Raw genomic sequence first — 23,639 nt, 5'->3', positions numbered from 1 at the left:
CGCGGTCGTGAGCGGCAGCGAAGCGACCGCGGCCGTCGCCGCGGGCCAGGCCGCCGGCGAGCGGCTGCGCATCACCGAGATCTTCCATTCGATCCAGGGCGAGGCCGACGCGATCGGCTGGCGCACGGTGTTCGTGCGGCTCACCGGCTGCCCGCTGCGCTGCGTATGGTGCGATACCACCTACTCGTTCCACGGCGGCGAATGGCGCGCGATCGACGACATCCTCGCCGAGGTGGCGGGCCACGGCGCGCACCACGTCTGCGTCACCGGCGGCGAGCCGCTCTCGCAGAAGCGTTGCCTGATCCTGCTGCAGCGGCTGTGCGACGCCGGCTACGAAGTGTCGCTGGAAACCTCCGGCGCGCTCGACGTCGCCGCGGTCGATCCCCGCGTGCGCAAGGTGATGGACCTCAAGGCGCCCGACTCGGGCGAGAGCGCGCGCAACCTGTGGCCGAACCTGGCGCACCTGCTGCCGCACGACCAGGTGAAGATCGTGATCGCCAGCCGCGCCGACTACGAGTGGGCGCGCGGCGTGGTCGCCGAACACGGGCTGGACCGGCGCTGCATGGTGCTGTTCTCGCCGGTGCACGGCGCGGTGCAGCCGCGCGAGCTGGCCGAATGGATCGTCGCCGACAAGCTGCCCGTGCGCTTCCAGTTGCAGTTGCACAAGCTGCTGTGGAATGACGCGCCGGGGCATTGAGGCGAGGAGAGAGGGTGGAGGAGTGAGCAGAGAGCGCGCGCGCCGGTGCTTTTCTCTCGCTTCTCGCTCCTCTTCACTCGCTCCCGCTTTTCACGCGCGCCGGCCTGTGACGCCGGTGGCGCTTCCCGGCCGGTGACCGGCCGTACCGTTGTGGATGAAAACCATGTCTGACACTTCTCCCCGCAAGGCCGTCGTGCTCGTTTCCGGCGGCATGGACTCGGCGGTGACCATCGCCATCGCGCGCGAGCAGGGCTACCAGGTGCACGCGCTGAGCGTCGCCTACGGCCAGCGCCACAATTCCGAGCTGGAGGCCGCCGCCCGGGTGGCGGACATGCTCGGCGCGGCCGAGCACAAGACCGTGCACGTGGACCTGCGCAGCATCGGCGGCTCGGCGCTGACCGCGGACATCGACGTGCCGCTCGACGCCGGGCAGGACGAGGGCGCCATCCCGGTCACCTACGTGCCGGCGCGCAACACCATCATGCTGTCGATCGCGCTGGGCTGGGCCGAGGTGCTCGGTTCGGCGGACATCTGGTGCGGCGTCAACGCGGTGGACTACTCCGGCTATCCGGACTGCCGGCCGGCCTTCGTGGAAGCCTTCGGGCAACTGGCCAACGTCGCCACCAAGGCGGGCGTGGAGGGAGCGGGCATCCGCATCCACGCCCCGCTGATGCAGATGAGCAAGGCCGACATCGCCCGCGAGGGGCAGCGCCTGGGCATCGACTTCGCGGCCACGGTGAGCTGCTACCAGGCCGACGCGCAGGGGCGCGCCTGCGGCCATTGCGACGCCTGCCGGCTGCGCGCCCAGGGCTTCCGCGAGGCCGGCCTGGCCGACCCCACGCGCTATGCCTGAGCCGTTTGCTTGTACCCCTGCGACGCAGCCCGTAAAATTGCGCGCTTGTCTTGATTGCGGGCCGTTAGCTCAGTCGGTAGAGCAGTAGACTTTTAATCTATTGGTCCCGAGTTCGAATCTCGGACGGCCCACCATCTTGACCCGCCCGACAAGCCCGGCGGGTCTTTTTTTGTCTTGCTTCGCCCGCGTGCCGGGCCCAAGCTGGCGGTTCGCACAGGCAGGAGACGAACCGTGGAATGGGTGGACTGGCGCAGCGATACGGTGACCCGGCCGACGGCGGCGATGCGCGCCGCCATGCTCGATGCCGAGGTGGGCGACGACGTCTACGGCGAGGACCCCACGGTCGATGCGCTGCAACGGCGCGTGGCCGACGAGCTGGGATTCGAGGCGGCGCTGTTCGTGCCCAGCGGCACCCAGTCCAACCTGCTCGCGCTGATGTCCCATTGCGAGCGCGGCGACGAATACATCGTCGGCATGGAGGCGCATACCTACAAGTTCGAGGGCGGCGGCGCGGCGGCGCTCGGCTCGATCCAGCCGCAGCCGATCGTGCAGGCGGCCGACGGCACGCTGCCGCTGGACAAGGTCGCCGCGGCGATCAAGCCGGTCGATCCGCATTTCGCGCACACCCGGCTGCTGACGCTGGAGAACACCTGGCATGGCCGCGTGCTGCCGATGGACTACCTGCGCGCCGCGCAGGAACTGGCGCGCGAGCGCGGGCTGGCGCTGCACCTGGACGGCGCGCGGCTGTACAACGCGGCGGTGGCCGGCGGGGTGTCGGCGCGGGCGATCGCCCAGCATTTCGACAGCGTGTCGGTATGCCTGTCGAAGGGGCTGGGCGCGCCGGTCGGCTCGGTGCTCGCCGGCTCTGCGACGCTGGTCGGCAAGGCGCGGCGCTGGCGCAAGGTCGCCGGCGGCGGCTGGCGCCAGGCCGGCATGCTTGCGGCGGCCGGCCTGTACGCGCTCGACCACCACGTGGCGCGCCTGGCCGACGACCACCGCCGCGCGGAACTGCTCGCCGCCGGCCTGCGCGATCTTCCCGGGGTCGCCCTGCTGGGCCAGCACACCAACATGGTCTTCGTCGACGTGCCGGCGCCCTGCCTGCGCGAGCTGGACAGCCACCTGGCCGGGGCGGGCATCCGCATCGGCATCGGCTACCTGCCGACGCTGCGCCTGGTGGCGCACCTGGACATCGACGACGACGGCGTCGCGCGGACCGTGGAGGCGTTTGCCCGGTTCTTCGCCTGAAGGGAAACGCGGCGATTTGACTGGCGGCCGGCAAGGGCACAGGATATGGACGTCCATACGTCCGTATACGCATCTCCTGGCGGTCGCCAGGCCGCGGACGCCGTTGCTTCTCCATGGCTAGGGAGTGCTGACGATGAGCGCAATGCAACCCGGTTCGACGGAGTCCCGCGTGGTGGTCGACGACGAGTGGCGGCGCTGGATCGCCGAGAACCTCATGCTCGGCACCCATCCCGCCAGCCTGGTCGGCGCGCTGGAGGGCAACGGCGTGAGCCGGCAGGTCGCCGTCTCCGAAGTCGAGGCGGCGGTGCGCAGCCCGTACCTGCGCGGCGCCGACCGCCTGCGGCGGCGGCTGGAGAAGCGCGACTGGGTGCTCGACATCCACCGCAAGCTCAACCGGCTAAGGCCCGGCACCGTCGAGCGCCGGCAGCGGCCGTCGGCCGACGAGTTCCTCACGGATTTCTACAGCGCCAACCGCCCGGTGATCATCACCGGCGCGATGGACGGCTGGCCGGCCCTGCAGCGCTGGAACCTGGCATATTTCCGGCAGCGCTTCGGCGAGCGCACGGTCGAGGTGCAGTTCGGCCGCAGCGCGGATGCGGACTACGAGTTGAACAGCATCGCGCACAAGCGCGCGATGCGCTTCGGCGAGTACGTGGACCTCGTCGAGCGGGCCGGGAAAAGCAACGATTTCTACATGACCGCGAACAACGACTCGACCAACCGCCAGGCGCTCGCCGAGCTGTGGGACGACATCGAGCAGATTCCCGAATACCTCGACGCGAGCAACGGCGGCGGCGGTTTCTTCTGGTTCGGCCCGGCGGGCACGATCACGCCGTTCCATCACGACCTCACCAACAACTTCATGGCGCAGGTCGTCGGGCGCAAGCGGCTCTTGCTGATGCCTGCCTGCGAGCTGGCCAACGTCTACAACCACCGGCACTGCTTCACGCCGGTGGACGGCGGTGCGGTCGACCTGGCGCGCTTCCCCAACATGGCGCGGGCGCAGGTGATGGAGTGCGTGATCGGGCCGGGCGAGATCCTGTTCCTTCCGGTGGGATGCTGGCACTACGTCGAGGCGCTCGATACCAGCGTCACGATGGCGTTCACCAACTTCCGCTGGGACAACGACTTCTACAGCAATTACCCGAAAGAGCACGATTTCTGAAACGTCGACGCGGGCCGTTCAAGCCTGCGGATCCCGCTTCGGATGCACGATGGCGGGTGCGCTCCGACGAGCTCCGGCATGGCGTCCGTGCAACGCCTGACGCGGCATATGGATATGCGAAAAGACCATAACTTGCCTACAGGCAAGGGGAGTACCGTGCCGCGATCCATCTGCGGGGAGGCAGCTGGATGATTCCTTGGCGGCATACACGCCGTTTTGCATTTACGAGCCCATGCACTGCCCCATCAAGGATACGGGGGGATGGAAGGTGCTGTCCGGGTTTTTGGAATCGCTAGACGAAAGGGGATCGCGTGCCATCGCACGCGATCATTCACTCGTGGGTCGCATGCGGCTGGGAGCAGCCGTGCATGGCCCTGATCCTGTCTAGGAGTTCGAAACATGCAGAATCACCTTCGATTGAAACTGCTGGCGGCCGCGATCGGCATGGCCACGTCGTCCATGGCATGGGCGGCGACCGACCAGCGCGTGCAACAGAGCCTGGCCGGCGTGCCCGTGCAGTCGCTGGCGGCGCACCTCGGCCTGGGCGCCGACGTGACCCTGGCGCCGCGCAGCGCGGCCGAAACGGTGCGCGGCACGCGCGTAGTGCGCCAGCAGCAGATGTACCTGGGCGTGCCCGTATACGGCCGCAGCATCGCGGTGGAAGAGGATGCGCAAGGCAACGCCCTGCGCGTCAGCGGCCAGTTGCTGCGCGACGTGCGCTACGACCTCGCCTCGGTGAAGCCCAGGCTGAGCGCCGGCGATGCGGTCGCCGCCCTCAGGCGCGGGCATGCGCTGGTGCGGGCCGGCACGAGGATCGACAACGTGCAGGCCGAGCTGTTCGTGTATCCGCAGGACAACGGCAAGGCGCGGCTGGTCTACCTGACCTCGTACTTCGTCGCCGACCCGCATCGTCCGACGCGGCCGACCGCGATCGTCGACGCCAACACCGGCGCCGTGATCGAGCAGTGGGACGGCCTCACCGACGCCAGCGCCACCGGCCCCGGCGGCAACCAGAGGACGGGCCGCTACCTCTACGGCACGCAGTACCCGGCGCTGGACGTGACGCAGTCGGGCAGCACCTGCTACACGCAGAACGCCACCGTCGCCACCTACAACCTGCGCGGCGGCACCGGCGGCGGCTCGATCTACAGCTTCATCTGTCCCAACAGCGACGGCGACGCGATCAACGGCGCCTATTCGCCGATCAACGACGCGCACCACTTCGGCGGCGTCGTGCACGACATGTACCAGGCCTACACCGGCGCGCCGCCGCTGAACATGGTGCTGGTGATGAACGTGCACTACGNCGGCGCCAACACGTTCTACCCGCTGGTGTCGCTGGACGTGACCAGCCACGAGATCAGCCACGGCTACACCGAGAAGAACTCCGGCCTGCAGTACAGCGGGCAGTCCGGCGGCATGAACGAGGCCTACTCGGACATCGCCGGCATGGCGGCGGAGTTCTACGACCGCGGGCACGCGAGCTTCCTGGTCGGCGCCGACATCGTCAAGGCCGGCGGTGCGCTGCGCTACATGTGCAATCCGCCGCAGGACGGCGGCTCGATCGACAATGCCAGCCAGTACCGCAGCGGCATGGACGTGCACTATTCCAGCGGCGTGTACAACAAGGCGTTCTGCCTGCTGGCGCAGAGCAGCGGCTGGGATGTGAAGAAGGCGTTCCAGGTGTTCGCGCTGGCCAACAAGACCTATTGGAACGCCAACGAGACCTTCAATTCCGGCGCCTGCGGCGTGGAATCCGCGGCGATCGACAAGGGCTTCGACATGCAGTCGGTGGTCACCGCCTTCACCCGCGTGGGCGTGACCTGCCCGAACCCGCCGGTGCCGCCGACCCCCACGCCGACACCGACACCGACTCCTACGCCCACCCCCACGCCGACGCCGACCCCCACGCCTACTCCGGTTCCGGGTTGCAGCGAATGGGTCGACGGCGGCACCTACAAGGCGGGCCAGGTGGTGAGCTACCAGGGCTCGGTCTATACCGCGCTGGTGGACCAGACCGACTGGGTCGGCGCGGGCTGGGACCCGGCGCACAACCCGTCGTTGTGGCGCGCGGGCGGTAGCTGCACCACGCCGACCCCGACGCCGACCCCCACGCCGACGCCGACACCCACCCCGACGCCCACCCCGACTCCGACGCCAACCCCGACCCCCACGCCGGTGCCGGGCTGCAAGGAGTGGGTCGAGGGCGGTACCTACAAGGCGGGTCAGGTGGTGAGCTACCAGGGTTCGGTCTATACCGCGCTGGTGGACCAGACCGACTGGGTCGGCGCGGGTTGGGACCCGGCGCACAATCCTTCGCTGTGGCGCACGGGCGGTACCTGCCAGTAGTCGAGGGTCCGTAGTTGTCCGCGGGCCCGCGGCCGGCGGTTGCGGCCTGCGCGCGGAGACGCGCGCAGGCCGTGTTTCGATACGGTTTTGCATGCGGCGCGGTCGGGGGTGCACCGTTGCTGCATGTTGCAGGCGCGAGCGGCGGACTCCCGCTGGGGAGTGGCTGCTTCTTCTTCAGATAGCGGCATCGATCGGGGCATGCGGCAGCGCGGCCCGTTCCTCGTAGCGGGCAAGCGCGGGCGCGTCGCGCAGGAGCTGCGGAAAGCGCGCCAGCGCATCGCGGACGTAGGGCGCCTCCATGTGACGCTCCCAGGCGTCGCGGTCGCGGTAGTGCTCGCTCACCTGGAAGCGGCACGGATCGTCCAGATGCTGGCGCACGCTGTAGGCGAGCGCGCCGGGCTCGTGCGCGGTGGCGGCCGCGAGTTCGCAGAGCAGGCGGCACAACGCGTCCACGGCGTCCTCGCGGGCGTGCAGGTCGGCGACGAAGATCATGGCGGTGCTCCGTGGGAAGGAGCGCGCAGCGTGCCTCAGCCAGGCCAGGGCGGATTGTAGAAATGCGAACGGCCGGCCGCGGCGCGGCGCAGTTCGCCGGGGGCGAAGCCGGTCAGTTCGCGGAACTCGCGCACCTGCTGCGCCTGGTCGTGGTAGGCCGGGTCGATCGACGCGGTGAGCGCCGCGCCGGGCGGCGCCAGCAGCAGCGCGCGGAGCGAGCGGCGCAGCCGGGCCAGCCTGCGCAAGCGCGCGGGCGCGAGGCCGGTGGCGGCGTGGCAGCGTTTCTCCAGTTGCCGCACGCCGCAGCCGGCAATGCGTGCGGCCTCGGCGACGCGGGTTTGTCCGTGCAGCAGGGCGGCCAGTGCCGGAGCGAGCGCGGTTTCCATGCCGGGCGCGCGCAGGCGGGCGAGAAGGAAGCGGTCGAGCAGGGCGGCGCGTTCGTCCATCGTGGCGGTGCCGGCAAGCCGTTCGGGCAACTGCCGTGCCGCCTCGCCCCATGCGTCGCCCGCATCGGCGAAGCCGTCGGCGAACGCGGCCACCGGCAGGCCGGTGAGGCATCCGCCCATGCCGGTCTTCATGCGCACGGCGACGAAACCCGGGCCGCCCTGCGCGAGCAGTTCGACGGGATGCGTGCGCACGCAGGCGAAGTGCGCGCGCGGCAGCGCCTGCACGCGGTCGTCCCGGCGCCGCGCGAACGGCGCGCCGTAGTGGAAGAAGACCTCCAGCCCGCCGGGGCCGGGCATCAGCGGCAGCAGCCGCGGCGTCTCGGCGCCTTCCCAGCTCCAGTAGCGGTCGACGACCGCGCGCAGGGGCGGCGCGGGCAGGCGGTGGACGATGCGCATGTCGCCGCGCGGACGCCCGGCTTCAGCCCGCGGGCTGGTGGAAGCGGCGGATGAAGTCGCGCACCTGCGGATAGACCAGCTCGCGCCAGCGCCGGCCGCTGAAGATGCCGTAATGGCCGGCGCCCTCGATCACCTTGTGCGCCCGGCGGTCGGCCGGGATGCCGCTGCACAGGTCGTGCGCCGCCTCGGTCTGGCCCAGCCCGGAGATGTCGTCCAGCTCGCCCTCGACGGTGAACAGCGCGCTGGTCTTGATCGCGCTGGGCTTCACCCGCTCGCCGGCCACGTCCCACAGGCCGCGCGGCAGCAGGAATTGCTGGAACACGGTGGCGATGGTGTCCAGGTAGAACTCGGCGGGCATGTCGAGCACCGCGTTGTACTCGTCGTAGAACTTGCGGTGCGCCTCGGCGTCTTCCAGGTCGCCGCGCAGCAGGTTCTGGTAGAAGTCCCAGTGCGAGCTGAGGTGGCGGCTGGGGTTCATCGCGACGAAGCCCGCATGCTGCAGGAAGCCGGGATAGACCTCGCGGCCGTGCCCCGGATAGTTCGCAGGCACGGTGTGGATCACGTTGCCCTTGAACCAGGCCAGCGGCTGCCGGGTGGCCAGGTTGTTGACCCCGGTGGGGTTGCTGCGCGGCTCGATCGGCCCGCCCATCATGGTCAGGCTGAGCGGGGTGTCCTCGCCGCGCGCGGCCATCAGCGACACCGCCGCCAGCACCGGTACGGTCGGCTGGCACACCGAGATCACGTGCAGCTTGCGCGCGCCGATGTGGCGGACGAATCGCTCGATGTAGGCGACGTAGTCGTCCAGATGGAACGCGCCGGCCTCGGTCGGCACCATGCGCGCGTCGACCCAGTCGGTGATGTAGACCTTGTGGTCGCGCAGCAGGGTGCGCACGGTGTCGCGCAGCAAGGTGGCGTGGTGGCCGGACAGCGGCGCCACCACCAGCACCACCGGGTCGGCCTTCATCGCCTCGATGGTGGCCGGGTCGTCGCTGAAGCGCTTGAAACGCTTGAGCTGGCAGAACGGCAGGTCGAGCGCGACCTGCTCGACGATGGCGATGGTGTGGTCGTGCGCGGTGGCGTTGTGGATGCCGAACTCGGGCTTCTCGTATTCCTTGCCGAGGCGGTACATCAGTTCGTAGCCGGCGGCCATCCGCTGCGCGCCGGGCAACTGCGCCAGCAGGCTGCCCGGTTCGCTCAGCATCTTCGCGTTGGCCTGGGCGAAATAGCTCAGCGGGCCGAGGAAGGAACGCTGCCATTCGTGGATCTGGTAAAGCATGGGTGGGCCAGCACGGCGATGGAAAGCCGCATCTTAGCCCCGTTTGGCCGCTTCGTGTTGCATCGCGGCATGCACGACCGCCTGCGGCATCAATCGCTTAGCGGCGGCAGACCAGCAGCACCTCGTCGACGCCGGCGGTGTCGGCCAACCCCGCGCGCCAGCGCAGCGGCTTCTGGAAGCGCAGGCCCAGCGGCATGAACACCCGGTTGTACCACCACATCGCGCGCTCGCGCCGGTGGGTCAGGTACCACTGGCCGATCGCCAGCATCCGCGAGGATTTCGGCTGCATGCCGTAGATCGCGCTGCGCTCGATGCGGAAGCCGCGCCGCGCCAGCTTGGCCTCGATCGCGGCCGGCTCGTAGCGGCGGCAGTGCCCGACGAAGTCGTCGAACGCGGTCCATGCCTGCGGATGCAGCGGCACCGACAGCAGCAGGGTGGCGTGGGCGGTGGCGACGCGGGCCAGTTCGTCCAGGGCGGTATCGTCGTCGGCGACATGCTCGAGGATGTCGAACGCGCAGACCAGGTCGAAGCTGGCGTCGGCGCAGGGCAGGGCGCCGATCATGCCGTGGGCGGCCTGGGCGCCGTGCGCGTGCAGGCCGCGCAGCGCGGCGTGGCTGAGATCGACGAAGCAGGTACCCGCCAGCGGCAGGCGCGGGCGCAGGCCCGGCGCCACTTCCAGCGGCCGCGTCGCGTCGCCGAGCAGTTCGCAGACCAGCGGCCAGGTGTTGAAGCGCGAGGGATCGACCAGCGCCGCCTCCGCCCACAGCGCCTCGTAGAAGCGGCGGTTGACGCGGACCAGATCGGCAGGGCTGCGGGTATCGGCGGCCGGCGCGGCGCGGACGGAAGACATGGCCGCAGTGTCGGGCATGCCCCGGGGACTGTCCACCGGACGGGTCGCGCGGCTTCAGGCGGTGCTAATCCGGCACGAGCAGCCTGCGCGGCCGGCTAGCCTCGCCAGTGGCGGATTTCCGTGCCGGCGGCGATGTCGTGCAGCGTGCGCCGGTGCCGGTCGAACAGCGCGACGGCGAACCACAGCGCCCAGGCGCCCGACACCGCCCACAGGGCGGTGCGCAGTCCGAGCGGCCCGGCCAGCTCCAGCAGCAGCAACGGCAGCGCGGCGACCAGCAGGCGAACCACGGCCTGCCGCGGCGACGGCCTGCCGCCGTCGGCGGCGGTCACCCGGATGTGCCACGGCCGCATGCCGACGGTCTGCCCGCCGCGCAGCCACGACGCGACGAAGTACGCCGACACCGCGAGACCCTGCAGCGGCTGGTACCACCACGGGATCCGCACCTGCGCGCCGGTGCCGATCAGCCGGCCGCCGGTGGCGAGCTGGCACAGCAGGCCGACCACCATCACGATCGCCACCACGATCAGGAGGTCGTAGACCAGCGCGGCGAGGCGGCGCCACAGCGGGCAGGGCTGGCTGGTGGGGAGCGTGGCGTCGCTGGTCATCGTGTGTGGATTCGCTTGCGTCGTGTGCGAGGGGCGGCGAGCATCCGCGCATGCCCGAAAAGACCGCAAGTATCGCCCAAGCCGACCGGGACAGCATCGCCGCCTTCATCGAGCGCGTATGGTCGGAGGACGGCCTGGCCGACCGCACGCTGGAAGCCTACCGCCGCGACCTGGAGGCGCTGTCGCGCTGGCTGGCCGCGCGCGGGCGCGATCTGCGCAGCGCGCGGCGCGAGGACCTGTCGGCCTTCCACGGCAGCCAGCCGGTCGCCGTGCGCTCGATGGCGCGGCGGCAGTCGGCGTTTCGCCGCTACTACGGTTTCCTGGCCCGCAACGAGCCGGGATTCGAGGACCCGACCCTGCTGATCGAGCGCCCGCGCATGCCGCGCGGCCTGCCCAAGGCGTTGGCCGAACGCGAGATCGAGGGGCTGCTGCAGGCGCCGGACACCGGCACCGTGCTGGGCCTGCGCGACCGAGCGATGCTGGAGCTGATGTACGCCTCGGGGCTGCGCGTGTCGGAACTGGTCGAGCTGCCGCTGGCCGCGCTGAACGCCCGCCAGGGTGTGCTGCGGGTCACCGGCAAGGGCGGCAAGGACCGGCTGGTGCCGGTGGGCGAGCTGGCGCTGGAACGCATCGAGGCCTACCTGGCCGGCGCGCGGCCGGCTCTGGCGAAGGGGCGCCAGCCGCTGGCGCTGTTCCTCAGCAACCGCGGCGCCGGGATGACCCGGCAGATGTTCTGGACCCTGGTGAAGCGCTATGCGCTCCAGGTGGGCATCCACCCGAAGCGGATCTCGCCGCACGTGCTGCGGCACTCGTTCGCCACCCACCTGCTCAACCACGGCGCCGACCTGCGCGCCTTGCAGATGCTGCTCGGCCACAGCGCGCTCAGCACCACCCAGATCTACACCCTGGTGGCGAAGGAAGGGCTGAAGCGGCTGCACGCCCAGCATCACCCGCGCGGCTGAGGAGCGCCGGCAGGGGCGGGCGAGGTACCCGATCCGGGCCGGAATCCCTCTTTATTGATGAGGAATCCGACGGCCGATCCATTGGGACAGGATGTGAAAGCCAAGCGGTACGTGTTTTGGGAGCGGGTGTTCGCAGCCAACCACTTCGCCCTGCAGGGGTTCCTGCGGCGCAGGGTCGCGCATGCGTGGGACGTGCAGGACCTGGCGCAGGAGGTCTACGTGCGCATGCTGCGCATCGGCGAGGACGGAGCCAGGAACATCGCCGATCCCCGGGCCTATCTCTTCACGGTGGCGTCGAACCTGGTCAAGGAGCACGCCATGCTGCAGAAGCGCCGCGCGCTGGATGTCGACATCGCGCAGGTGCTGCCGGAGCTGGAGGCGCCGCATGGCTCGGCGGAAGACGAGGCGGAGCGCGAGCTTCGCCGCCGCCGCATCGCCGAGGCGCTCGACCGCCTGCCGCCGCGCTGCAAGGCGGTGCTGCTGATGCAGCACAGGGACGGAATGAGCTACGGGGAAATCGCGGAAAAGTTCGGGGTCACCACCCATATGGTCAAGAAATACGTCGTCAGGGCATTGACCCTTTGCCGCCGCGACCTGGCCAAGGGCAAATGACCATGGGACCGCAGGGCGAAAACTTGCGCGAGCTGATCGCGGAGCAGGCGGCGCAATGGCACGTGGCGCACCAGCAGGGCGGCCTGGGCCCGCAGCAGGCGCGCGAGTTCATGGACTGGCTGCGCACGTCGCCGGTCCACGTCGCCGAGTATCTGATCGTCGCCGGCATCGCGCGCGACGTGGCGGATGCCGCGCGTGAAAGCACGGCCTCGCTGGAGGATCTCCTGCCGGACGAAGGCGGGATCGTCCGGCTGGCGCCACCGGGCAATGGAAAGGGCCAGGATGCCGGCGGAACCGCTTTCTCCCGCACCAACCGGGCCATGGCGGAACGGCGGTCGCTCCTGCGCCGCAGGCTGGCGCGGGTGCCTGTCGGCCGGGTAGCCGGTATTGCCATCGGAGTGCTCGCATCGGTTGCGCTGCTGGCGGTCCTGCTTGGGCCCGCGTCCAGGCCGGATGCGACGACGCTTTCGACGCGCCACGGCGAAAGGCGCAGCCTGCAATTGCCGGACGGCACGGTGGTGCAGTTGAACTCCGATTCGTCGCTTGCCGTGGATTTCGACGGAAGCCGCCGCCGCGTCACGCTCGTGCGCGGCCAGGTCTATTTCAAGGTGGCGAAGGATCCGGCACGGCCTTTCAGCGTGCGCGTGGGCCAGTCGTCGATCAGGGACATCGGCACCGCGTTCGACGTGTACCAGCGTGATACCGATACCGCGGTAACCGTGGCGGAAGGCCGGGTGCAGGTGAGCCGGGCGCCGCCCGCCGCGGCGTCCGGCTGGTTCGCATGGCCTTCTTCCGGCAAGGTGCCGGAGGGCCGGCCGCTCGCCACGCTCGGCGCCGGCGAGCAGGCGCTCGTCTCCGCCTCGGGGCGGGTGGACTCGCGCGGTGTGGTGGACCTGCAGCAGGCGCTCGCCTGGATGCAAGGCAGCATCGCCTTCGACCGTTGGCCGATCGCGGCGGTGGCCAGGGAATTCAACCGCTACAACGACGTGCAGATCGACGTGGAAGATGCGCGCATCGGATCGCTGCCCATCAGCGGCACGTTCAATGCGCACGACGCGGCCGCCTTCGTCGCCTTTCTCGGCAGCATGCCGGACGTGCGCGTGGAAAGGCGCGGCCGGCGCATTTTCGTCAAGGCGGCCGGCGGGCAACCTCAACGGCGCGAGTGACGCCGGTGCCGCATGGCGCCTGCGGGCGAATCGACGATTCCAGCGGCGGCGGCGTTGCCCGCCATGCCTGCGCAGGCTGCCCAGGAATCCGGCGCCGCTGGATTCCGCTTGCGAATGCTCGGCCGGCGGATGCCGGAAACGAAGGCGGGGCGGTACCCGATTCGCCGCGCGGCGGCTCCTATGTCGAGAGGGCGTTCGCAACGCCCGGGCGGTGGCGAATACGCGCGCCGGCCATCCAAGGGGAAGGGGAGCCATTCATGCACAGATGTACCGCTATCGCCTGCGCCATCGCACTGGCGCTGGGCACCGGTTCGGCGAGGGCCGCCGAACCGCCGGCCCAGGCCCAATCGAGACAGGCGGCGATTCCTCCGATGCCGCTCAAGGATGCGCTGAACGCATTCGCGCGGCGCGAGCACCTGCAACTGGTCTATGTCTCGCAGGTCGTGGCCGGCATCCGCTCGCAGGGGGCGCCGGCCGGCCTGTCGCGGCACGACACGCTCCGGGCGCTTCTTCGCGGCACCGGCCTGCAGTTCCGTTTTCTCGATGCCGGCACGGTGACGATTTCGCCGGCGCCTTCCTTGCCGCCCGCGTCGCCGCGAAGCGCATCGTCCGCGACACCGGCCGCGCCGGAGGCGCCCAGGAAGCTCGCAACGATCACGGTTACCGGCTCGCGCCTGCCGGCGGCGGCGATCCAGGGCCCCCAGGAAGTGAAGGTCTACACCAGCCGGGACATCGCCCGGAGCGGCCAGAAAACCGTGGGGGATTTCCTCAACAACCTGTCCTCGGTATCCACCAGCGTGACCGAGGCCGGAATCGATTCGTATACCGGCGCGCAAACGGTGCGCCTGCGCGGCCTGCCGATCGGCTCGACCCTGGTGCTGCTGGACGGGCGGGTGGCGGGCGGCTCGGCGGCCAACCAGTACCACGGCAATCCGTTCGATCTCAATTTCGTTCCGATCTCGGCGGTCGAGCGCATCGAGGTCGTGCCCGAAGCGGCTTCGGCCGTGTACGGGAGCGACGCCATCGGCGGCGTGGTCAACATCATCCTGCGCAAGAACCTGGACGGCGGCGAATTCGGCGTCACCACCGGCCGGCCCACCCAGGGCGGTTACCGCGACACCACGGCGAGTTTCGCCTGGGGCAGGAATTTCAGCCGCGGCAACATCACCCTGACCGGCAGTTTCCAGAGCCGCGGCGAGCTGTCGGCCGCCGAGCGCAGGCTCACTGCGAACCAGGACTATCGGCGCTTCGGCGGCCCGGACAACCGTTCCACGGCCTGCCAGCCGGGCAACGTGTATTCGGCCGACGAGGGCGACCTGCCCGGGTTGTCCTCGCCGTTCGCCGGCATTCCCTCACATCCCGGCGGAACGCTGACGCCGTCGGATTTCCTCGCCACGCAGGGCGTGCCGAACAAGTGCAGCCCCCGCGCGACCGGCAGCATGCTCATCCCGGCCACCCGCCGGGGCAGCGTGCTCGCCAACGGCCATTACGACTTCGCCGACAGCGTGCAGGGCTTCTTCCAGTTCATGGGCTCGCGCGTGAAGCAGTACACCTATGCCGCGGCGGGCGCGATCACGGACACCCTGGTGCCGGCCAGCAATCCGTACAACCCTTTCGGCGTGCCGGTGCTGGTGAACTACCGGTTCACCAGCGAGGGCCCGCAGACGAACGGCGTCGGGGCCGATTATTTCTCCCGCATCCTGGGCGGGCTCAGGGGGCGATGGGCCGACCGCTGGGACTGGGAGGTCGCGGCCTGGCAGACCTACGACCATACCCACCTGCGCGAAACCATCCTGGACTACGACGCATTGTCCGACGCGCTGGACAGCACCGATCCGGCGCATTCGCTCAACCTGTTCTCCCCGGGCAAGCCGGGCTCCGCTGCGACGCTGCGCTCGATTTTCCGCGAGTCGCCGGTCACCCAGGCGAGCAAGCTGCAGACGGCCAGCGCCTTCGTCCGCGGCACGCTGGCCGACCTGCCGGCGGGCCCCCTGGACGTGGTGCTCGGCGGCGAATACAACCACCAGGTCCAGCGGGGGTTCGCCCCGGGAGAGGGGCAGGTGGCACCGGACAGGTTCTCGCGCAACGTCCGCTCGCTGTTCGCCGAGGCGCGCGTGCCGCTCCTGGCGGGAAGCGGGCCGTCCCAGGCGAGCGACCGGCTGGCGCTCACGGTGGCCGGCCGCTATGACCGCTACAGCGATTTCGGCGGCAAGTTCACGCCGCAGGCGGGCCTGGAATTCCGGCCCGCCGAGACGCTGCTGCTGCGGGCCGGCTACGGCAAATCCTTCAAGGCGCCCGACCTCCCCACCGTCTATACGCTCCCGGAGTTCAACTACGGGGTCGATCTTCCGCCCGATCCGCTGCGCGGCGGCGAGGTGGGGACGGCCACCGTCGTCTTCGGCGGCAACCCCCGCATCCGTCCCCAGACCGGCAATTCGCGCACGCTGGGGTTCGTCTGGTCGAGCAAGGCCATCGCCAACCTGCAGGTCGGCCTGACCAACTTCCGCGTCACCCAGGACGACCGCATCGTGCAGCCCAATCCCTTCTTCATCGTGCAGGAGCCGGGCGCCTTTCCGGACGACCTGATCGTGCGTGCGCCGCCCACGCCGCAGGACGTGGCCAAGGGGTACGCAGGCAAGATCCTGCAGGTGGACGGCCGCTTCCTCAATTTCGGCGGGCTGGTGGTGCAGGGCTACGACCTGGATGCCAGCTACCGGTTCGACACCCGGGCCGGCACCTTCAGCCCGTCGATGAGCGCGACGCAGTACTACAGGTACGAATCGGCCACACCCGGCGCCGCGCTGCAGGATCGCCTCGGGTATGCCAGCGCCGACGCCTTCGCGCCGAGATGGAAGGGCGACCTCGCGCTGGACTGGACGCGCGGGCCCTGGTCCGCGCACGTCGCCGGCCGCTACCTGGGAAGCTACGAGGACTACGACCTGGCCCGCACGCTTGGCAATGTCTGGCAGTTCGACGCATCGGTGCACTACGACTTCGGCAGCGCGCTCGGTGCGGCTTATCCGCTGCTGTCCCATGCCTATGCCGAGCTGGCCGTCGTCAACGCCTTCGACCGGCGCGTACAGTATTCCAATTTCTACGGCAACGGCTACGACATGCGCGAAAGCGACATCCGGGGACGCTTCGTGTCCTTCACCCTCGGCGCACGCTGGTAGCCGTTGCCCGTCCATCGATCGGAGATGAAGATGACGCATCATCCATTGCAACCGTTCGCGCTCGTCCTGTGCATCGCAGTGGCGGCCACCGCCGTCACCGCCGTCACCACCGCCGCTGCCACTGCACCGACCGCCACTGCCGCAGCGCGCCGCTGGACGGTGCGCGACAGCATCGGGTTCTCGACCTTCCTCACTCCCGAGCAGCGGAGCGTGGGGGTTTCCAGGGTCCGCTTTTCGCCCGACGGTACGCACTTCGTCGCCGCGACGATGCGCGGCGACCTGGACAGCGGCAGGCGCATCGCCACGATCTGGCTGTTCGACAGCCGCCAGGTGGATGCATACCTGCATGGCACCGGGGCGGAGGCGTTCGACGGCGCCCGGCCGCTGCTGAGCGTGGGCGGGGCGTCCAACCGCGATCCGCTCGGTAGCTGGTTCTGGAGTGGCGATTCGCGGAGCGTGCTGTACCTGGCCGCCGACGACGACGGGGCGCGGCATCTGTACCGCGCAGGGATCGATGGCGGCACCCCGGTCGCGCTGAGCAGAGCGGACCAGGACGTCAGCAAGTTCGAGGAGCGCGACGGCGCGATCGTCTATCTCGCGCACCGGCCGGTCACGGCGAGCGAGCTGTACCAGACCGCCGGCCCCGCGCTGCCGGACATCGTGGAGGCGACCGGGCAGAACGATCTGCCGCTGATATTCCCCCGCTGGGTCGACGCGGAATTCGAGCGCAGCAGCGACGAGCTGTGGCGCGTGGAGGAAGGGCATCCCGCGCAGGTGCTGGCGGCGGACCGCAAGTCGCCGATCCTGTTGAAGGACACCAAGCTGGCGCAGTCGTCGGACGGTTCGAAGCTGCTGGTCACCACGTTCGTCCACCGCATCCCCAGGTCCTGGGAGAGGTACAGGCCGCTCATCGCGTATCCGGGCCTGCAGATCGTCGCCGATACGCCGGAAACCGTGGGCAGCAGCGGCTATTTCCGGCTCAAGCAATACGCGATGGTGGATCTCGGCAGCGGCTCCGTGTCGCTGCTCACCACTTCGCCGATCGACCTGATGATGAACTTCGAGGACGCCGTGACGGCGGCCTGGAGCGACGACGATGCGCGCATCGCCCTGCCGGGAGCCTATCCGCCGCTGGCCGAGGTTCCCGGGAACGGCCCGGTCTATCCGTGCACCATCGCCGTGGTCGAGATCGGGTCGAAGGCGTTTTCCTGCCTGCAGCCGCAGGCGCCGATCGACATCTCGAAGCCTTCCCACGGCAAGCGCAAGCGGCTTTCCGCGCTGTACTGGCGTGCGGGAGGCCGCGAGCTGGTCGCCGAGTTCATGGCCTCCGGCGCACAGGCCGGTAAGACCGTGACGGTCTACACCCGGGCCGGCGACGGCAAGTGGAGCGCGAAAAGCGCCGATGCGCCCGCCGACGTGAGCAAGTTCAAGGCGACGGTAAGGCAGGCGCTGGACGAGCCGCCGGTGCTGGTCGCCGAGGACGCCAAGGGACATGGCAAGGTCCTGCTCGATCCGAATCCGCAGATCGCAGGCATCGCGCGCGGCACGGCGGCGCTCTACCGGTGGCGCGACCCCGACGGCGAAGCCTGGGACGGCGCCCTGGTCAAGCCGCCGGGTTTCAGGCCCGGCCATCGCTACCCGCTGGTGATCCAGACCCACAACCTCGATCGCGACGAATTCCTGGTCGACGGCCCCTCGGCCACGGGCTTCGCCGCGCGCGCGCTGGCGGCGCGCGACATGCTGGTGCTGCAGGTGGACGAGATCCGGAAGGATTTCGGGAAATCCGGGGAGGCGAAGACCGGCGCGGCCGGATACCGCGCGGCGATCCGGCAGCTGTCGAAGGAAGGCCTGGTCGATCCGGGCAAGGTGGGCATCATCACCTGGAGCCACATGGGCCCGAACGTCTACCAGGGAATGATCGAGCAGCCCGGCGCATACAAGGCGGCGACGATTGCCGAGGCCAGTTCCGACAGCTATCCCGAGTACCTGCAGAACATCGACTACATGGGAACCGAGCGCGAGAAGATGTTCCGCGCCAAGATGGGCGGCGAGAAACCGTTCGGCAAGGGCCTGCAAACCTGGCTCAGGGATTCGCCCGGGTTCCATCTGGACCGCATCTGCACGCCGATCCTGATGGCGTTCAACAGCCCGGTGGCCCTGCAGTACGGCTGGGACGACTACGCGGCGCTGCGCGCCCAGGACAAGCCCGTCGACCTGCTCTACATCCGCAACGGCGACCACGAACTGGTCAAGCCGCGCGAGCGGCTGGCCGAGCAGGGCCGCAACGTGGACTGGTACGACTACTGGCTCAACGGTCGCAAGGATCCCGATCCGGCCAAGGCCGGGCGGTACCGGCAATGGGATGCGATGAAGGCCGCCTTGCCCGCCTGTCCGGCGGACTTGCCCGGTATCCGCTGACCGCCGGCGCGCGGCCTCAGCCCGGGGCGGGGCCGCGCCCTCGCATGGGCTCCGTGGCTGCCGGCGGCGGGTCGCGGCATCCCGGACGGCGGTCGGGGACGGGCCCGGCCGGCTGTGCGAGAATCGGCCGATGCGCTGGCTGCCCCGGCCGGCAAGCGAGGTCGACGATGTTGAAGAAGCTGTTGCTGGCGGTGGTCGCCAGCGGATTCGCGCTCGGCGCCTGCGCCGCGGATGAAGGCGGCGCGGCGAACGCCAATGCCGAACAGTTGGTGCGCAAGGCGGTGAAGAGCCTGTCCGCCCAGGTCGAGATCGACTCGGTGACGCCGGCCAGGCTGCCCGGCTTCTACCAGGTGATCGCCTCGGGCCACCTCGTCTACGTCAGCGCCGACGGCAAGTACATGCTCAACGGCGACCTGATCGACCTGGGCAGCAAGAGCAACCTCAGCGAGGCGGCCTGGGCCGGCTTCCGCAAGGCCGAACTGGCCAAGGTGCCGGCGGCGCAGCGCATCGTGTTCGCCCCGGCCAACCCGAAGTACACGGTCACCGTGTTCACCGACGTGAACTGCGGCTACTGCCGCGCGCTGCACGAGCACATCGCCGAGTTCAACAAGGAAGGCATCGCGGTGGAATACCTGGCCTGGCCGCGCGAAGGCGTGACCACCACCGCAGGCAACGAGACGCCGACCTACAAGGAGATGGTCTCGGTATGGTGCGCAGCCGACCGCAAGGCGGCGTTCACCGCGGCGAAGGAGGGCAAGGCGCCCAAGCCGGCCAGTTGCGCCAACCCGGTCAAGGACCAGTTCGACCTGGGCCTCAAGCTCGGCGTCAACGGCACGCCCACGATCATCGGCTCGGACGGCATGGTGCTGGGCGGCTACGTGCCGCCGGACAAGCTATTGAAGATGGTGCAGAAAACCGCCGCCAGCGGCGGCTGAGGCCGCGCCGGGGCGGGCGCCGGGCCGCCCGCTTTGTTGTCCTGCAGCATGGGGTAGAATAGGCGTTTCCTTTCATAGCGCCATTCCCCCCGCATGATCGCACTCGACGGGCAGAGCGCCCTTTCGCCGTTTCGCCTCGACCGACTGAACGCCCGCCTCGATGCCCTGCATCGCGGCGCCAGGGTGCAGGCCGCCTGGTTCGTCTATTTCCTCGACGCGGCCGCCGCGCCCGAGGGCGCCGAACGCAAGCGCCTGCTGGAGGTGCTCGAGGCCAAGGACGCCGCGCCGGAGCCGGCCACGCTATGGGTCGTGCCCCGTTTCGGCACGATCTCGCCGTGGTCGAGCAAGGCCACCGACATCCTGCACGGCGCCGGCTTCGACGTGCGCCGGGTGGAGCGCGGGCAGGCCTGGCTGGCGAGCGGGTTGCCGGAACCGGGCACGCCGGCGCACGCCGCGGTGCTGGCGGTACTGTGCGACACGATGACGCAGTCGGTGCTGACCTCGCTGGAGCAGGCGCAGGGCCTGTTCCTCGGCGGCGCGCCCGGCGACCTGATGCACGTCGCGCTGGGCGGCGATGCGCGCGGCGCGCTGGCGAAAGCCAATGCGGAACTCGGCCTGGCGCTGGCCGACGACGAGATCGACTACCTCGCCGAGCGCTACGCGGAGCTGGGCCGCGATCCCACCGACGCCGAACTGTTCATGTTCGCCCAGGCCAATTCCGAGCATTGCCGCCACAAGGTGTTCAACGCGAGCTGGACGCTCGACGGCGAGGAACAGGACAAGAGCCTGTTCGGCATGATCAAGAACACCCACCAGCACGCACCCGCGCACACGCTGTCCGCCTACAAGGACAACGCGGCGGTGATCGAGGGCAGCGAGGGGGGGCGCTTCTTCGCCGACGCCGACGGCGTGTGGCGCGCGCACCAGGAACGGATCGACTACGCGATCAAGGTGGAGACGCACAACCATCCCACCGCGATCGCGCCGTGGCCGGGCGCGGCCACCGGCGCCGGCGGCGAGATCCGCGACGAGGGCGCCACCGGACGCGGCGCCAAGCCGAAGGCCGGGCTCACCGGCTTCTCGGTATCCGACCTGCGCATCCCCGGCCACCCGCAGCCGTGGGAGGTGGAGCGTCCGCTGCCGCCGCGCATGGCATCGGCGTTCGAGATCATGCGCGACGGCCCGCTCGGCGCCGCCGCCTTCAACAACGAATTCGGCCGGCCCTGCCTGGGTGGCTATTTCCGCACCTACGAGCACGAGACCGGCGAAGCCGGCGTGCGCCGCGGCTACGACAAGCCGATCATGCTGGCCGGCGGCCTCGCCAACATCCGCGCCGACCACGTGCAGAAGCGCGAACTGCAGCCCGGCCACGCGGTGATCGTGCTGGGCGGGCCGGCGATGCTGATCGGCCTGGGTGGCGGCGCCGCCTCGTCGGTGGCTTCCGGCGCCTCCAGCGCGGAGCTGGATTTCGCCTCGGTGCAGCGCGACAACGCCGAGATGGAGCGGCGCTGCCAGCAGGTGATCGACAGTTGCTGGGCGCGCGGCGAGAACAACCCGATCGTCAGCATCCACGACGTCGGCGCGGGCGGCCTCTCCAACGCGATCCCCGAACTGCTCAACGACGCCGGCGTCGGCGGCGAGATCGACCTGTCGAAGATCCCCTGCGACGACCCCTCGCTGTCGCCGATGCAGGTGTGGAGCAACGAGTCGCAGGAACGCTACGTGCTGGCGATCGCCCACGACGACCTGCCCGAGTTCGAGGCGTACTGCGCGCGCGAGCGCTGCCCGTACGCGGTGGTCGGCGTCGCCACCGAAGAACGTCGCTTGCTGGTGACGCGGGCTGCTGTTGCTCCTGACGAATCCCGAATCTCGAATCCCGAACCCCGGGAGGTTGTGATCGACCTGCCGATGGACGTGCTGTTCGGCAAGCCGCCGCGGATGCACCGCGACGCGAAGCGGATCAAGCCGCGCGTCGACCTGGTGCCGGACCTGTCCGGCATCGGCATGGACGAGGCGGTGCTGCGCGTGCTGCGCCTGCCCACGGTGGGCAGCAAGAGCTTCCTGATCACCATCGGCGACCGCACCGTCGGCGGCCTGAACCACCGCGACCCGATGGTCGGCCCGTGGCAGGTGCCGGTGGCCGACTGCGCGGTGACCATGACCGACTTCGACGGCTACCGCGGCGAGGCGATGGCGATGGCCGAGCGCGCGCCGGTGGCCCTGCTCGACAGCGCCGACGCGGCGCGCCTCGCGGTGGGCGAGGCGATCACCAACCTGGCGGCCGCGCCGATCGACTCGCTGGGCGAGATCCGCCTGTCCGCCAACTGGATGGCCGCGGTGAACCATCCGGGCGAGGACGCCGCCCTGTTCGACGCGGTGCAGGCGGTCGGCATGGAGCTGTGCCCGGCGCTGGACATCTCCATCCCGGTCGGCAAGGACTCGCTGTCGATGCAGACCGTGTGGCAGGACGGCGACCAGCCGCAGCGCACGGTGTCGCCGGTGTCGCTGGTGATCACCGGCTTCGCCCGCGTCGGCGACGTGCGCCGCACGCTCACCCCCCAGCTCAAGCTCGACCGCGGCGCCACCGAACTGTGGCTGGTCGACCTGGGCGCCGGCCGCGACCGCCTCGGCGGCTCCGCGCTGACCCAGGTGTTCAACCGCGGCGGCGGGGTGCCGCCGGACCTGGACGACGCCAAGCGGCTGAAGGCGCTGTTCGAGCTGGTGCAGGAAGCCAACCGCGCCGGCCTGCTGCTGGCCTACCACGACCGTTCCGACGGCGGTGCGATCGTCACCCTGCTGGAGATGGCCTTCGCCGGCCACTGCGGCCTGGAGATCCACCTGGACGGCTGGGCCGAGGCGACCTTGCGCGCGCTGTTCAACGAGGAACTGGGCGCGGTGATGCAGGTGGCCGAGGCCAACCGCGAGGCGTTCGAGGCGCTGCTGGTCAAGCACGGCCTGGCCGGCATGAGCCATCGCATCGGACGGCCGAAGGAAAAGCTGGGCATCAAGCTGTTCCTCGGCAGCGATACCTTGTTCAAGTGGAACTGGACCACCCTGTTCGGCGCCTGGAACGAGACCAGCCACGCGATGCAGCGGCTGCGCGACAACCCGTTGAGCGCCGACGCCGAACTGGAATGGCGCGTCGACGATGCCGACCCGGGCATCAGCCCGAAGCTCGGCTTCGATCCGGCCGAGGACGTCGCCGCGCCGTTCATCGCCACGGGCGCGCGCCCGCGCGTGGCGATCCTGCGCGAGCAGGGCGTCAACGGCCAGGTCGAGATGGCGGCCGCGTTCGCCCGCGCCGGCTTCGAGGCGGTGGACGTGCACATGTCCGACCTCGCCAGCGGGCGCGTGAAGCTGGCCGACTTCCGCGGCTTCGCCGCCTGCGGCGGCTTCTCCTACGGCGACGTGCTCGGCGCCGGCCGCGGCTGGGCCACCTCGATCCTCTACAACGAATCGCTGCGCGCGCAGTTCGCCGCGTTCTTCGCCGACGAGACGAAGTTCGCGCTGGGCGTGTGCAACGGCTGCCAGATGCTGAGCCAGCTCAAGGACATCATCCCCGGCGCGAAGCACTGGCCGAAGTTCCTGCGCAACGCTTCCGAGCAGTACGAGGCGCGCCTGGCCACGCTGGAAGTGCTCGATTCGCCCAGCCTGTTCTTCAAGGGCATGGCCGGCTCGCGCATCCCGGTGGCGGTGGCGCACGGCGAAGGCCGGGTGAGCTTCCCGTACGAGTGCAGCCCGTCGAAATCGGGCGGCGCGGCGCGCTTCGTGGACAACCGCGGCAAGCCGACCGAGAACTACCCGCTCAACCCGAATGGCTCGCCGGGCGGCCTCGCCGGCTTCACCGCCGCGGACGGGCGCGTGACGATCCTGATGCCGCATCCGGAGCGCGTGTTCCGCAGCGCGCAGATGAGCTGGCACCCCGAGCAGTGGGGCGAGGATTCGCCGTGGATGCGCATGTTCCGCAACGCCAGGGTGTGGTGCGGCTGAACCCGGCCG

17 protein-coding genes, 1 tRNA gene and 1 pseudogene are annotated in these 23,639 nt (G+C 70.0%); 14 read left to right on the top strand and 5 right to left on the bottom strand.

Going from position 1 to position 23,639, the window contains the following annotated elements; genetic code table 11:
- Positions 1–7: 7 nt before the first annotated feature.
- From queE to ASG87_RS21125, 7 genes and pseudogenes are all read left to right on the top strand, one after another.
- Positions 8–697 (top strand): 7-carboxy-7-deazaguanine synthase QueE, encoded by a 690-nt coding sequence (queE, locus tag ASG87_RS18195; RefSeq protein ID WP_056008574.1) that lies wholly within the window; start codon positions 8–10, stop codon positions 695–697.
- A 163-nt stretch (positions 698–860) separates the two neighbouring features.
- Positions 861–1,550 (top strand): 7-cyano-7-deazaguanine synthase QueC, encoded by a 690-nt coding sequence (queC, locus tag ASG87_RS18190; protein WP_056009124.1) that lies wholly within the window; start codon positions 861–863, stop codon positions 1,548–1,550.
- Between the two features lie 58 nt (positions 1,551–1,608).
- Positions 1,609–1,684, top strand: a tRNA-Lys gene (locus ASG87_RS18185).
- Between the two features lie 97 nt (positions 1,685–1,781).
- Entirely contained in the window at positions 1,782–2,795 is a 1,014-nt protein-coding gene (gene ltaE / locus ASG87_RS18180) for a low-specificity L-threonine aldolase (RefSeq protein WP_056008571.1), read from the top strand.
- Between the two features lie 133 nt (positions 2,796–2,928).
- Positions 2,929–3,960 carry a cupin-like domain-containing protein gene (locus ASG87_RS18175; RefSeq protein ID WP_200949139.1) on the top strand — a complete coding sequence of 344 codons (1,032 nt, stop codon included), beginning with the start codon at positions 2,929–2,931 and terminating at the stop codon, positions 3,958–3,960.
- A 399-nt stretch (positions 3,961–4,359) separates the two neighbouring features.
- Positions 4,360–5,266 (top strand): annotated as a pseudogene (locus ASG87_RS21130) (peptidase); the annotation flags it as partial.
- Between the two features lies 1 nt (position 5,267).
- The coding region (locus ASG87_RS21125; RefSeq protein WP_235499686.1) for a M4 family metallopeptidase at positions 5,268–6,309 on the top strand (1,042 nt) is incomplete at its 5' end.
- Between the two features lie 174 nt (positions 6,310–6,483).
- Here the strand turns inward: ASG87_RS21125 and ASG87_RS18165 are convergent.
- The 5 genes from ASG87_RS18165 to ASG87_RS18145 form a co-directional block, all read right to left on the bottom strand.
- Entirely contained in the window at positions 6,484–6,801 is a 318-nt protein-coding gene (locus ASG87_RS18165) for a putative quinol monooxygenase (RefSeq protein WP_056008564.1), read from the bottom strand.
- 35 nt (positions 6,802–6,836) lie between these two features.
- Positions 6,837–7,643 carry a helix-turn-helix domain-containing protein gene (locus tag ASG87_RS18160; protein ID WP_056008561.1) on the bottom strand — a complete coding sequence of 269 codons (807 nt, stop codon included), beginning with the start codon at positions 7,641–7,643 and terminating at the stop codon, positions 6,837–6,839.
- A gap of 22 nt (positions 7,644–7,665) precedes the next feature.
- A complete protein-coding gene (phaZ, locus tag ASG87_RS18155) occupies positions 7,666–8,919 on the bottom strand; it encodes a polyhydroxyalkanoate depolymerase (RefSeq protein ID WP_056008558.1) in 1,254 nt (417 codons plus the stop codon).
- Between the two features lie 97 nt (positions 8,920–9,016).
- Positions 9,017–9,769, bottom strand: coding sequence for a methyltransferase domain-containing protein (locus tag ASG87_RS18150; protein WP_056008555.1), 753 nt, complete (start codon positions 9,767–9,769; stop codon positions 9,017–9,019).
- A gap of 95 nt (positions 9,770–9,864) precedes the next feature.
- Positions 9,865–10,374 (bottom strand): RDD family protein, encoded by a 510-nt coding sequence (locus ASG87_RS18145; RefSeq protein ID WP_056008552.1) that lies wholly within the window; start codon positions 10,372–10,374, stop codon positions 9,865–9,867.
- A gap of 50 nt (positions 10,375–10,424) precedes the next feature.
- Between ASG87_RS18145 and xerD the strand changes: the two genes are divergently transcribed.
- From xerD to purL, 7 genes are all read left to right on the top strand, one after another.
- Complete coding sequence (gene xerD / locus ASG87_RS18140) at positions 10,425–11,336, top strand: site-specific tyrosine recombinase XerD (RefSeq protein ID WP_056008549.1); 912 nt, start codon at positions 10,425–10,427, stop codon at positions 11,334–11,336.
- 57 nt (positions 11,337–11,393) lie between these two features.
- A complete protein-coding gene (locus tag ASG87_RS18135; protein WP_056008546.1) occupies positions 11,394–11,948 on the top strand; it encodes an RNA polymerase sigma factor in 555 nt (184 codons plus the stop codon).
- 23 nt (positions 11,949–11,971) lie between these two features.
- A complete protein-coding gene (locus ASG87_RS18130; protein WP_162258387.1) occupies positions 11,972–13,114 on the top strand; it encodes a FecR domain-containing protein in 1,143 nt (380 codons plus the stop codon).
- 257 nt (positions 13,115–13,371) lie between these two features.
- Complete coding sequence (locus tag ASG87_RS18125; RefSeq protein ID WP_157511153.1) at positions 13,372–16,287, top strand: TonB-dependent receptor; 2,916 nt, start codon at positions 13,372–13,374, stop codon at positions 16,285–16,287.
- A 30-nt stretch (positions 16,288–16,317) separates the two neighbouring features.
- Positions 16,318–18,705 (top strand): hypothetical protein, encoded by a 2,388-nt coding sequence (locus tag ASG87_RS18120; protein ID WP_162258386.1) that lies wholly within the window; start codon positions 16,318–16,320, stop codon positions 18,703–18,705.
- Between the two features lie 167 nt (positions 18,706–18,872).
- Positions 18,873–19,640: a thioredoxin fold domain-containing protein gene (locus ASG87_RS18115; RefSeq protein ID WP_056008534.1), complete on the top strand. Its 768-nt coding sequence runs from the start codon at positions 18,873–18,875 to the stop codon at positions 19,638–19,640.
- A gap of 93 nt (positions 19,641–19,733) precedes the next feature.
- Entirely contained in the window at positions 19,734–23,630 is a 3,897-nt protein-coding gene (purL, locus tag ASG87_RS18110) for a phosphoribosylformylglycinamidine synthase (RefSeq protein ID WP_056008531.1), read from the top strand.
- Positions 23,631–23,639: the final 9 nt, after the last annotated feature.

Origin of the sequence: Frateuria sp. Soil773 (assembly GCF_001428405.1) — a bacterium.
In the GTDB taxonomy this organism is placed as follows: domain Bacteria; phylum Pseudomonadota; class Gammaproteobacteria; order Xanthomonadales; family Rhodanobacteraceae; genus LMSL01.
This window is presented reverse-complemented; position numbering and strand designations above follow the sequence as displayed.

Bases quoted from the DNA above. Each gene is read 5' to 3' on its own strand.
- ASG87_RS18145 (WP_056008552.1), bottom strand. From the start codon at position 10,374: ATGACCAGCGACGCCACGCTCCCCACCAGCCAGCCCTGCCCGCTGTGG.
- ASG87_RS18135 (WP_056008546.1), top strand. From the start codon at position 11,394: ATGAGGAATCCGACGGCCGATCCATTGGGACAGGATGTGAAAGCCAAG.
- phaZ (WP_056008558.1), bottom strand. From the start codon at position 8,919: ATGCTTTACCAGATCCACGAATGGCAGCGTTCCTTCCTCGGCCCGCTG.
- ASG87_RS18150 (WP_056008555.1), bottom strand. From the start codon at position 9,769: ATGTCTTCCGTCCGCGCCGCGCCGGCCGCCGATACCCGCAGCCCTGCC.
- ASG87_RS18125 (WP_157511153.1), top strand. From the start codon at position 13,372: ATGCACAGATGTACCGCTATCGCCTGCGCCATCGCACTGGCGCTGGGC.
- ASG87_RS18115 (WP_056008534.1), top strand. From the start codon at position 18,873: ATGTTGAAGAAGCTGTTGCTGGCGGTGGTCGCCAGCGGATTCGCGCTC.
- ASG87_RS18175 (WP_200949139.1), top strand. From the start codon at position 2,929: ATGAGCGCAATGCAACCCGGTTCGACGGAGTCCCGCGTGGTGGTCGAC.
- ASG87_RS18165 (WP_056008564.1), bottom strand. From the start codon at position 6,801: ATGATCTTCGTCGCCGACCTGCACGCCCGCGAGGACGCCGTGGACGCG.
- xerD (WP_056008549.1), top strand. From the start codon at position 10,425: ATGCCCGAAAAGACCGCAAGTATCGCCCAAGCCGACCGGGACAGCATC.
- queC (WP_056009124.1), top strand. From the start codon at position 861: ATGTCTGACACTTCTCCCCGCAAGGCCGTCGTGCTCGTTTCCGGCGGC.
- ASG87_RS18120 (WP_162258386.1), top strand. From the start codon at position 16,318: ATGACGCATCATCCATTGCAACCGTTCGCGCTCGTCCTGTGCATCGCA.
- ASG87_RS18160 (WP_056008561.1), bottom strand. From the start codon at position 7,643: ATGCGCATCGTCCACCGCCTGCCCGCGCCGCCCCTGCGCGCGGTCGTC.
- purL (WP_056008531.1), top strand. From the start codon at position 19,734: ATGATCGCACTCGACGGGCAGAGCGCCCTTTCGCCGTTTCGCCTCGAC.